Annotated in this window: 11 protein-coding genes; 2 read left to right on the top strand and 9 right to left on the bottom strand. The window is 63.9% G+C overall.

All coding sequences use genetic code 11. From position 1 onward, the window contains the following. The 4 genes from FJ934_RS27455 to FJ934_RS27440 all read right to left on the bottom strand — a co-directional run. A partial coding sequence (locus tag FJ934_RS27455) for an HTH domain-containing protein (protein ID WP_140613535.1) occupies positions 1 to 320 on the bottom strand: 320 nt, incomplete at its 3' end. Positions 321 to 494: 174 nt separating this feature from the next. After that, positions 495 to 902 (bottom strand): hypothetical protein, encoded by a 408-nt coding sequence (locus FJ934_RS27450; RefSeq protein WP_140613534.1) that lies wholly within the window; start codon positions 900 to 902, stop codon positions 495 to 497. 66 nt (positions 903 to 968) lie between these two features. After that, the gene (locus FJ934_RS27445; protein ID WP_140613533.1) at positions 969 to 1,559 is read right to left on the bottom strand and encodes a DJ-1/PfpI family protein; all 591 of its coding nucleotides are present in this window, start codon (positions 1,557 to 1,559) and stop codon (positions 969 to 971) included. Positions 1,560 to 1,699: 140 nt separating this feature from the next. Then, on the bottom strand, positions 1,700 to 1,867 hold the full coding sequence (locus tag FJ934_RS27440; protein ID WP_140613532.1) for a hypothetical protein: 168 nt from the start codon (positions 1,865 to 1,867) through the stop codon (positions 1,700 to 1,702). Positions 1,868 to 2,179: 312 nt separating this feature from the next. Here FJ934_RS27440 and FJ934_RS27435 point away from each other — a divergent pair, with 312 nt between their 5' ends. Beyond that, positions 2,180 to 3,133, top strand: a complete 954-nt coding sequence (locus FJ934_RS27435; RefSeq protein WP_140613531.1) for a ring-cleaving dioxygenase — start codon at positions 2,180 to 2,182, stop codon at positions 3,131 to 3,133. Between the two features lie 117 nt (positions 3,134 to 3,250). Further along, positions 3,251 to 3,412: a hypothetical protein gene (locus FJ934_RS27430; protein WP_140613530.1), complete on the top strand. Its 162-nt coding sequence runs from the start codon at positions 3,251 to 3,253 to the stop codon at positions 3,410 to 3,412. Between the two features lie 23 nt (positions 3,413 to 3,435). On the opposite strand, the gene FJ934_RS27425 is transcribed toward FJ934_RS27430, so the two are convergent. From FJ934_RS27425 to FJ934_RS27405, 5 genes are all read right to left on the bottom strand, one after another. Then, complete coding sequence (locus FJ934_RS27425; protein ID WP_140613529.1) at positions 3,436 to 4,149, bottom strand: SGNH/GDSL hydrolase family protein; 714 nt, start codon at positions 4,147 to 4,149, stop codon at positions 3,436 to 3,438. A 61-nt stretch (positions 4,150 to 4,210) separates the two neighbouring features. Further along, on the bottom strand, positions 4,211 to 4,963 hold the full coding sequence (locus tag FJ934_RS27420; protein ID WP_140613528.1) for a thioredoxin family protein: 753 nt from the start codon (positions 4,961 to 4,963) through the stop codon (positions 4,211 to 4,213). Positions 4,964 to 5,136: 173 nt separating this feature from the next. Continuing rightward, positions 5,137 to 6,162 carry a class I fructose-bisphosphate aldolase gene (locus tag FJ934_RS27415; RefSeq protein ID WP_140613536.1) on the bottom strand — a complete coding sequence of 342 codons (1,026 nt, stop codon included), beginning with the start codon at positions 6,160 to 6,162 and terminating at the stop codon, positions 5,137 to 5,139. A gap of 163 nt (positions 6,163 to 6,325) precedes the next feature. After that, on the bottom strand, positions 6,326 to 7,522 hold the full coding sequence (locus FJ934_RS27410) for a phosphoglycerate kinase (RefSeq protein WP_140613527.1): 1,197 nt from the start codon (positions 7,520 to 7,522) through the stop codon (positions 6,326 to 6,328). A 146-nt stretch (positions 7,523 to 7,668) separates the two neighbouring features. Beyond that, the gene (locus FJ934_RS27405; RefSeq protein WP_140613526.1) at positions 7,669 to 9,549 is read right to left on the bottom strand and encodes a potassium/proton antiporter; all 1,881 of its coding nucleotides are present in this window, start codon (positions 9,547 to 9,549) and stop codon (positions 7,669 to 7,671) included. Between the last annotated feature and the right edge of the window lie 245 nt (positions 9,550 to 9,794).

Raw genomic sequence — 9,794 nt, 5'->3', positions numbered from 1 at the left:
GCGCCGATCTTGACCAGCGCCTCGTCGGCGGCCCGCGCCATGGCGGCGCCGCCAAAGGCGCGCACCATGCGCGCGCCGGCGACCAGCGCCACGATCTCGTCACGCGTGAACATCAGCGGCGGAAGGTCGAACCCCTCCCTCATCATGTAGCCAACGCCAGCCTCGCCGTCGATCGGCACCCCGGTCGACTGCAGGTCGGCAATGTCGCGGTAGATCGTTCGCTCGGAAACCTCGAGCCACGTGCCGAGCTTCTGCGCGGTGACCAGACGGCCACCACGCAGATGCTGCACGATCTGAAAGAGCCTGTCGGCGCGGCGCATCGTGTCGTCCCTCGGTGTTGTTTCCAGAGCGGCTTACCGTTTCACCGAAATGGCGAACCGCTCCATCTCTCTGTTTCGAAGCAATTCCGGGCGGAAGACAGGAGCACACTCTTCCTGGAATTGCTCTAGGCATGCCGCTGTCCCAGCCCGGCGCCCACCCTGGGGCGGCATGCATTATGGTTTCAGCCCTTCGCGCTTGCGCTGCGCGGCGACGAATTCCGCGCCAAAAGACAATTTCCTCGTTGTCGGCGCCGTCGCATCGAGCACGCGCCAGAAGGGTGCGATGTCATCAAGCGTCATGCCGCGCCCGAGATCCTCGTTGGCTGCTTCGGCGACTGTGCGCAGATGATAGCCTATCGTGGCCGGGCATGTCACTTCAGCGCCATGTTCGATGGCGAGCGCGGTGCGCAAAGCGCGGACATCCATGCCAATGCCTGCGGGAATCGAGCGGATGAAATCGTCGACCTGCCGCGCGGTCGGCACCAGCATCGGCTGGCCCTCGATGACGTCTCCCATGGCGCGGGGCGTCGGTTTCACGCCGTTGATGCCAGGCGTGTTCAGCCTGTCGTTCCAGCTCTTCATCGATCGTCCTCTCGGCCGGCCATGCGCATTATGTCACCATCGCACGCACCTCCTGACAGCATAGTGTCAGGATGCTTCCGCGTACTCCTTCATGAACAGCGTCCGCATCTGCGCGAGATCGCCGCCTTTGCCGGGATAGAGAGCCTGCAGAAAAGCAAGGGCGAAGGTGCCGGGCGCCGAACCCGGCGCGGAAACGATTTTGCCGTCGGCCACGGCGTGCGGCACGTCCTGATAATTGTTATCGCCAGCATAGCCGGCTTCGTGGCGATTGATCCAGTCACGGCCATTGCTGGTATGCTTGGCATTCTCGAAGAGGCCAGCCCGGGCCAGCGCCAATGTTCCGGCGCAGATACCGCCGACCACACCGCCGCGCGACGCGACGCTGGTGAGCAGTTCGGCGGCATCCGGCGGTTCCTTGCCAGCCCACTGATCCGAGCCGATGACGGCAACCGCATCAAGATCGATGTTTTCATCGGCTTTCGCCGAGCGGTCCGGCGCCAACCGAAAACCGCTAATTCCTGTTACCGGCTTGTTATCCGGCGTCAGCGACACAGCGCGAGCGCCAAACCATTCCACCGCCGAGGCCGCCAAGAGCCCATATTCCCAGTCGGCGAAACCTTCGATGAAAAGGAAGCCGATAGTCTTCTGATCGGGCATGCGCTCGCTCCATCCCTTGCGCGCCGGGCTCTATTTCAGGCGCGCCGTGCCCGTAAAAACGGGCGCCACCTTTGGATGGCACACGTTGATATCTGGGCGTTGACTCGTCCGCGTCCAACAGTCGCCTCGAAAATTTTGTCTCAATTGCCGCGAAGGCGACGGTCGGCATACATGTCCGGCCAGCCGATATCCTTGCGAATGTCGGCGGGGAGCGAATTCATAAAGCGCTGCGTGCGGATTTCATTGCGCATCGTGCGCACCTTGCCGACATAGTGCTGCATGCCGCGCAGAATGGTAAAACCGTTCATGGCTATTCTCCTCTCTCTGACTGGAGGCAGTATCGCACACCCCTCCTGACAGCAGTCTGTCAGGAGCATGGCAGGGCGCAGAACGATGGTTCCGTTCGGCGCGTATCTCTAGAGCAAGCGTCGGTTTTCCCGGCGTTCATGCCTGCCCGCAGTTGGTCTCGGCGGGCACTGATTGTTCACCAATAGAATGCCAATCGACCGGACGTTGTTCATCGTCCGATGACGGACTGTCGGGATGGGCGGCCTTCCGCGATGGGACCGCAATGCTGATATAAAGGGAGAAAATTCTTCCCACAAAACAGGGAGACGACCATGAGCCTGCAACTGACAGGAATCCACCATCTGACCGCCATCACCGCCAATGCGCCGGGCAATCTTCACTTCTACACGAAGGTGCTGGGCCTGCGGCTGGTCAAGAAGACGGTGAACCAGGACGATACCTCGGCCTACCACCTCTTCTATGCCGACGGCGAGGCAACGCCGGGTACCGACCTCACCTTCTTCGACTGGCCGGTCGGCCACGAACGGCGCGGCACCCACAGCATCGCGCGAACCAGCCTCCGGGTCGGCAGCCAGGAGAGCCTTGGCTGGTGGAAGCAGCACCTTGCCAGCGAAGGCATCGTGACAGGGGAGATTGCCGATATAGGCGGCTACCCGTCGCTGGATTTCGAAGACCCCGAAGGCCAACGTCTGCGGCTGGTCAGCGATGGCGGCAGCGGCGGCAGCCATCCCTGGGCGCAAAGCCCGGTACCGGCCGAGCATCAGATCCGCGGGCTCGGGCCGATCGTCATCAGCGTTCCCGACATCACCAACACCGAGGCGGTGCTGACCAAGGTGATGAACATGCGTGAAGTCCGCGACTATGCCTCGCCGGACGGCGAGGGCCAGGTCCACGTCTTCGAAATGGGCGCGGGCGGGCCGGCGGCGGAGCTTCATGTTGCCGGGCAGCCTGGACTGGCGCCAGCGCGGCAAGGCGCCGGTGCGGTCCACCATGTCGCCTTCAGGGCGCCGGACCAGGAGACGCTGCATCAGTGGACGGCCCGCCTGACCGAATTCCGTCTGCCGTCGAGCGGCGAGGTCGAGCGCTATTACTTCCGCTCGCTCTATTTTCGCGAGCCGAACGGCATACTGTTCGAGATCGCCACGGACGGGCCGGGGTTCACCGCCGACGAGCCGCTGGAGACACTTGGCGAAAGCCTGGCGCTGCCGCCCTTCCTCGAAGGAAAACGCGCTTCGATCGAGGCCGGCCTCAAGCCGCTGAGGTAGATCTAGGTCGTTCCCTGAAAGACAACGCCGCGTTCCGGTTCGGATCGCGGCGCGTATTCATTCTCAGGAACGAAGAAGGCGCTTTGACAGCCGGCCGCGTTGCTGATCAAAGGCGGCATGACGAAACTCCTCGCCCTTGTCATTGTCGGTTTCATAGTGATCCAGATCATCAAGCCACTCGGCTGGCCCGGGCTCAAGCGACGGAGCGATTTCTGGAAGCTGGCGGTTCTCGCGATGGCAGCGATCTCGCTGGCGGCCGTGCTTGGGCATTTGACATAGGCCCCCGCACTGTCCGTCGGTCTTCAGTCGCCAAGCACCGGGCCGACGAGATGTTCCGCCCAGGCCCGGTAGCCGGCTTCCGAGGCATGAAAGCCGTCCGAGGCAAAGCCGGCTTCAGGATTGGTGATCGGCAGGCGAGGTGCCGGCACCGCGCCGCGCTCCAGGCAGAGGCGTTCGCCCATCCGGTTCATTGCGTTTGCGCGGATTTCCAGGATCTTGCCGAGCAGCGGCGGCATGGCCGGCGCTCGCGTGAACTCCAGCACCGGCGACCACACGACGCGCGCTTCCGGCCATTTGGCGCGCAACGCATAGAGCAGGCCGCCGAACTCTTTCTTGAAGCGCGACACCGAGTGGAAATTCTTGGTGTCGTTGGTGCCGATGGCGAGCACGATATGCATCCATGGCTCGGCCGACAGATTGGGCAGGACGTGGTCTCGGATCTGGCCTGACGTCGCCGAATTGAAGCCGGCGGCACGCCAGCGCACGGCGCCGCCGGTGCGCTGGGAGATCAGCACGGCGAGTTGCGCGGCAAGTCCGTTTTCGGAATTGCCGATGCCCACCGAAGCGGCCGAGGAGTCGCCCAGCACCAGCAGCGAAATTGCCGGCGCGCTGCCCGCTATCTCATGCATGACCGGGCCCTGTGCCGGCAGCATACGCGTGGTGCGGCGGCGCACGGCCAAGCCCTGCCAGACATAGATGGGAAAGGCGAGCCAGGTGAAAAGGGCCGGGAAACGCATGGCAATACCCTGCAACGATCTGCGTCAGGCTTAGCGTAAGTTTCGGCGCAGGTGAACGATCTCAGTCGCAGCAGCCAGGCGGTTCATCGTTCTGCGTCGGGTGACGGTCCTGATATTCGTCATGCAGGCGGACCCAGTCCATCAGGCCATGATAGGGGCCATTTTCGTTGCGCCCCTTCGGCGTCATGTCGAGATAGGCATAGGTGCCGATCAGCGCCTCGCCACCCCGGGCGCGCGACAGGAAGGTGAGAAAGATGTCGCCATTCTCATCCCTGTAAAAGACGCTGGTGCCCGGAAGCTCCTTCGAGGTCCGGGGACGGGTCTCGAAATTGTAGGTGGTGTCGCCGGTGGCGATCTGCCGGTCGGTGAAGGAAACCTGCATGTCGAAATTGAAATCCGACGCATAGGAGGACACCCAGTCGAATTTCCAGCCCATGCGCTGTTTGTAGGGCAGAAGTTCCGCCAAGGGCGCGCGCGAGACCACGACGAGCGACACGTCGTGATGCCTGAGGTGCCGGTTTGCGCCATCGATATGGTCGGCCAGGAAAGAGCAGCCCTCGCAATGATGGACGCAGCCCGGCCCGAACATGAAGTGGTAGACGATCAGCTGACTGTTGGCGCCAAACAGGTCGGCCAGCTTCTTCGGGCCTTGCTCGGTGTCGAAGACATAGTCCTTCCTGATCTTTAACCACGGCAATTCACGCCGCTCGGCCGCGATGCGCTCGCGCAACCGCGTCAGTTCCTTCTCGCGGATCAAATGCGCCTTGTGTGCCTGGAACCAGTCTTCGCGTGAAACGACCTTGTTGCGATGCATGAACCTCTCCCTGTCTGCACCCCAAGGACGTTCGGGATGGGCGCAAACCGACATCGCCGCCAGTGACGCCTTGGAGGAAATAGGAACGGGAAGACCTTGGCCCAAGTCCGACAGTCACAAACAAAAACCCGGGCACGTCGGCCCGGGTTCGCGGCAGGACGGACGAATTGCGATCAGGCGGCGCTTTCCAGCGTTGGCTTCCATTTTCCCAATGCCGCAAGATGGTTCATGTGGGCGCGATGGGTAAAGGCGGCCTGGCCGGCGGCGACGTTCGAGGCCTTGCCGCTCCAGGCCTTCTGCGGGGCGGCCTGCAGCGCGCGGCCGTAGGAGAAGGTCAGCTTCCACGGATGCGGGCCGATGGCATTGATGGCGTTGAGGTTGGCGGTCGCTTCCTCATCCTCCTGGCCGCCGGAGAGGAAGGCGATGCCTGGCACGGCGGCCGGCACCGTCTCGCGGAAGAGTTTTATGGTCTTTTCGGCGACCTCCTCGGGGCTGTCCACCTTGCCCGACTTCTTGCCCGACAGCACCATGTTCGGCTTCAGGATCGTGCCTTCGAGCACGACGCGCGCCGCGTAGAGCTCGTCATAGAGCTTCATCAGTGTGGCCTTCGAGACCTCGTAGCAGGTAGCGATGTCGTGGGCGCCGTCCATCAGCACTTCCGGCTCGACGATCGGCACGATGCCGGCTTCCTGGCACAGGGCGGCGTAGCGGGCGAGCGCGTGGGTGTTCGAGGCGATCGAATTGGCCGAAGGCACGCCCTTGGTGGTGTCGATGTCGATCACCGCGCGCCATTTGGCGAAGCGGGCGCCGAGCTTGTAATAGTCGGCAAGCCGCTCGCGCAGGCCGTCGAGGCCCTCGGTGATGGTGTCGCCGGGAAAGCCGGCGAGGGGTTTGGCGCCGGCATCGACCTTGATGCCGGGAATGGCGCCGGCCGCCTTGATGATATCGACCAGCGGCGTGCCGTCGGCCGCCTTCTGGCGGATGGTCTCGTCATAGAGGATGACGCCGGAGATGTACTTGGTCATCGCGTTGGAGGCGCGGAACATCATCTCGCGGTAATCGCGGCGGCTGTCGGCGGTCGATTCGACGCCGATGACATCGAAGCGCTTTTTGATGGTGCCAGAACTTTCATCGGCGGCCAGCAGGCCCTTGCCGTTGGCCACCATCGCGGCGGCAATGTCTTCGAGACGTTCGGTCATCATGCTTCTCCTGAAGGGGTTCGTTCCGCGCTTAATGGAAGTCTACCGCCAAAGGAATGGCATCGGAAAGCTCGAATCGATTGAAAGTCTCTGGCGCCCTCGTTTGCTCCGTGTTGATGCAAAATCCCGGACGAAAAACCGTCTCACACTTTCCTGGAATTGCTTACCGCTTCAACACGTCGACGCCGGGCAACGGCTTGCCTTCCATCCATTCCAGGAAGGCGCCGCCGGCGGTCGAGACATAGGTGAAGTCGTCGGCGACGCCGGCGTGGTTGAGGGCCGCCACCGTATCGCCGCCACCGGCGACGGAGACCAGCTTGCCGGCCTTGGTGCGCGCCGCCGCGTGCTTGGCCGCGGCCACTGTCGCGTGGTCGAAGGGCTCGATTTCGAAGGCGCCGAGCGGGCCGTTCCAGACCAGCGTGGCGGCGCGGTCGATCCATTCGCCGATCGTCGTCACCGTCTTGGCTCCGACATCCAGGATCATGCCGTCAGTCGGCACGTCCGAGATGGCGACGGTCTCGCAGGCGGCACCCGCCTTGAACTCCTTGGCGACGACGCCATCGACCGGGAGGATGATGGCGCAGCCTGCCTCGGCCGCCTCGATCATGATCTGTTTGGCGGTCGCGGCCAAATCATGCTCACACAGCGACTTGCCGACATCGGTGCCGCGCGCGGCGAGGAAGGTGTTGGCCATGCCGCCGCCGATGACCAGCGCGTCGACCTTCTTCACTAGGTTCATCAACAGCTCGATCTTGGTTGAGACCTTGGCTCCGCCGACGATGGCGACGACCGGCCGGACCGGATTGACCAGTCCCTTTTCCAGCGCCTCGAGCTCGGCCTGCATGGTGCGGCCGGCAAAGGCCGGCAACAGACGCGCCAGCCCTTCAGTGGAAGAGTGGGCGCGGTGGGCCGCCGAGAAGGCGTCGTTGACGAAGATATCGCCATTGGCGGCGAGCCGATCGGTGAAGGCGTGGTCGTTTTTCTCCTCGGCCTTATGGAAGCGGGTGTTTTCGAGCAGCAGCACGTCGCCCTTGTTCATGGCGGCAACGGCGCTGCCTGCCGTGTCGCCGACGCAATCGCCGGCGAAGCCCACGGGGCGCCCAAGCACTTCGGCCGTGGCTTTTGCAATAGGCTCCAGCGAGAATTCGGGCGAAGGGCCATCCTTGGGGCGGCCGAAATGGGCGAGCAGGATGACCTTGGCGCCTTTGCTGGACAGTTCGGCGATGGTCGGCGCGATACGCTCGATGCGCGTGGCGTCGGTGACCTTGCCGTCGGCGACGGGAACGTTAAGGTCGACGCGCACCAGCACGCGCTTACCGCTGATGTTGCCGATATCATCCAGTGTCTTGAAGGCAGCCATGCCGGTCCCTTTCCTAGGAAATCGCCGGGACCATACCCCGCATCGGCGGCGATGCAAGGCTTTGACAGGGCGGGGCGCGAAATTTTGAGGCGGGCGGGGACATAGTCTGTGAGGGCTGCCCCAGGCGGATGGAGTGATCGCCGTCGTCAGTTCCCGGTCGTCGCCTTTTCAACCGGTGGCTCGGCGTCGTCAGTCCGTGCCGGCGCTGCCTGCGTCTGCGCCGGCTTGCGCCAGTTGCGGATAAAGGCGCTCAAACGGTCGCCCATCTCGCCGGCGCTGAGGAAGACCGGCACCCGCGCCACCGGCGCGGTCGGCTCGAACGAAAGGCCAAGGCCTGTGATCCTGCCCTTGTCGTCGACATCCCTGACGATCAGCTCGATTGGACCGAGCAGCACGCGGTCGGCATATTCGGCATGGCCGCCGAGCCGCGCGGTGACCAGCGCGCCGACGGTGAGCTTCTGCTCCGCCTCGGTCAGGCCTGGCGTGTAGGCGGCTTCCAGTTCGGCGGCGGAGCGCGCCGGGTCGACGGCGAAGGCGCCAAAGAAATCGGCATCCTCGGGATCGACCACGGCCCGGCTGGCGAACAGCTTGTCGAGCAGGCGAGGATAGCGGTCCGGCACGAAGATGTAGACCTGATCGCCTGCGGCCAGCCGCCCCATGTCCTGGAAACGCATCGAGCGGCCGTCACGCAGGACCAGCGAGGGACGGGCCCAGCGCGGAATGCGTTCGCCGCGCGCTACCGGACTGCCTTGAGCCACGCGATAGGCGAGAAGCTCGTGATGGGCGGAACCGGGAAGCTCCAGTTCGACCTTGTCCAGCGGCCCGAGCCGCGCCGGCACGATAAGGCCGAGCCGGCGCGCCAACGGGCCAACGGTCCAGCCCTGGATGACCAGCGAAACCAGGACGATCATGAAGGCGGCGTTGAAGATGGTGCGGCCGTTCTCCAATCCACCGAGCAGCGGGGTGATGGCGAGCAGGATCGAGACGGCGCCGCGCAGGCCGACCCAGGAGACGAAGGCGACTTCGGGGCGCGGCAGGCGAAACGGGATCAAGCAGAGCCAGACCGCGACCGGTCTCGCGACGAACATCAGGAACAGGCCGAGCAGCACCGCCGGCACCATAATCGCCGGAAATTGCGAGGGCGTCGCGAACAGGCCGAGGATCAGAAACATGATGATCTGCGCCAGCCACGACATGCCGTCCTGGAAGCGCTTCAGGATGGTGACGGCGCGGATGTCGGAATTGCCTGATATGAGGCCGGCGAGATAGACCGCCAGGAAGCCCGAGCCGCCGATCGCGCCGGCGGCGGCGAAGACCATCAGCGACAGGGTCAGCACGAAGATCGGCAGCAGGCCATGGTCGAGATTGAGCCTGTCGACGAGGCGCACGATGGCAAGGCCGCCCAGCACGCCGACAATGGCGCCGAGGCCCATATTGATGACGAAGCCGAGGATCAGGTTGGTGACCAGGACATTGGCTTCAGGGTTCGCATGGGCGGCGATGATCTCGACCAGCGTGATGGTCAGGAAGATGGCGATCGGGTCATTGGTGCCGGACTCCACCTCGAGGGTGGAGCGCACGCGCTCGCGCAGATTGATCTCGCCGGCGCGCAGCAGGAAGAACACCGCCGCGGCGTCGGTCGAGGCGACAGCGGCGCCGAGCAGGAGGGATTCCAGCCAGGAGAGGTTGAGCATGGAGTGGGCGGCGGCTCCGAACAGGCCCGTGGTCAGCACCACGCCGACTGTGGCCAATGACAGGGCCGGCCCCGCGGCCTGCCGCAAGGCGTTGAGCGGTGTGCCGAAGCCGGAATCGAACAGGATGATGGCCAGCGCCAGTGAGCCGGCAAAATAGGCGATACGGGCATTGTCGAATTCGATGCCGAGGCCGTCGGTTCCGGTGGCGAGCCCGATGCAGAGAAACAGAAGCAGGAGGGGAGCGCCGAAGCGGAAGGCGATCAGGCTCGAAAATGCGGCGGCGACAACGAGCGCCGTGCCGATCAGCGTGACGAGATAGATCGCGTGCTCCATCCGTGATTTGCCCCTCGAATTCCTCTGCTTTCTCGCTTTACGGGAGAGTGGGGCGAAGGCATGGCCAGTGCAAGGCGGGCGGATGGTTTTTTGCCCAATGCCGCTGATTTTCGACGGTTCTGGAGTTGTTGCCTCGGCAAACGAAAACGCCCGGCCGAAGCCGGGCGTTCAGACTGCTGACAAACCCCTGGCATTTGCCGGGGGTTTTTGATTCACTGGGTCATGTTGAAGCGACCCGCCCCTGA

The organism is Mesorhizobium sp. B2-4-12 (assembly GCF_006441575.1).
GTDB lineage: Bacteria > Pseudomonadota > Alphaproteobacteria > Rhizobiales > Rhizobiaceae > Mesorhizobium.
Note: the sequence above shows the minus strand (reverse complement) of the source record. Positions and strands in the feature narration are given on the sequence as shown.

Excerpts from the sequence above, each read along its gene's own strand:
- FJ934_RS27435 (WP_140613531.1), top strand. The coding sequence starts at position 2,180 with ATGAGCCTGCAACTGACAGGAATCCACCATCTGACCGCCATCACCGCC.
- FJ934_RS27415 (WP_140613536.1), bottom strand. The coding sequence starts at position 6,162 with ATGACCGAACGTCTCGAAGACATTGCCGCCGCGATGGTGGCCAACGGC.
- FJ934_RS27420 (WP_140613528.1), bottom strand. The coding sequence starts at position 4,963 with ATGCATCGCAACAAGGTCGTTTCACGCGAAGACTGGTTCCAGGCACAC.
- FJ934_RS27405 (WP_140613526.1), bottom strand. The coding sequence starts at position 9,549 with ATGGAGCACGCGATCTATCTCGTCACGCTGATCGGCACGGCGCTCGTT.
- FJ934_RS27440 (WP_140613532.1), bottom strand. The coding sequence starts at position 1,867 with ATGAACGGTTTTACCATTCTGCGCGGCATGCAGCACTATGTCGGCAAG.
- FJ934_RS27450 (WP_140613534.1), bottom strand. The coding sequence starts at position 902 with ATGAAGAGCTGGAACGACAGGCTGAACACGCCTGGCATCAACGGCGTG.
- FJ934_RS27425 (WP_140613529.1), bottom strand. The coding sequence starts at position 4,149 with ATGCGTTTCCCGGCCCTTTTCACCTGGCTCGCCTTTCCCATCTATGTC.
- FJ934_RS27445 (WP_140613533.1), bottom strand. The coding sequence starts at position 1,559 with ATGCCCGATCAGAAGACTATCGGCTTCCTTTTCATCGAAGGTTTCGCC.
- FJ934_RS27410 (WP_140613527.1), bottom strand. The coding sequence starts at position 7,522 with ATGGCTGCCTTCAAGACACTGGATGATATCGGCAACATCAGCGGTAAG.
- FJ934_RS27430 (WP_140613530.1), top strand. The coding sequence starts at position 3,251 with ATGACGAAACTCCTCGCCCTTGTCATTGTCGGTTTCATAGTGATCCAG.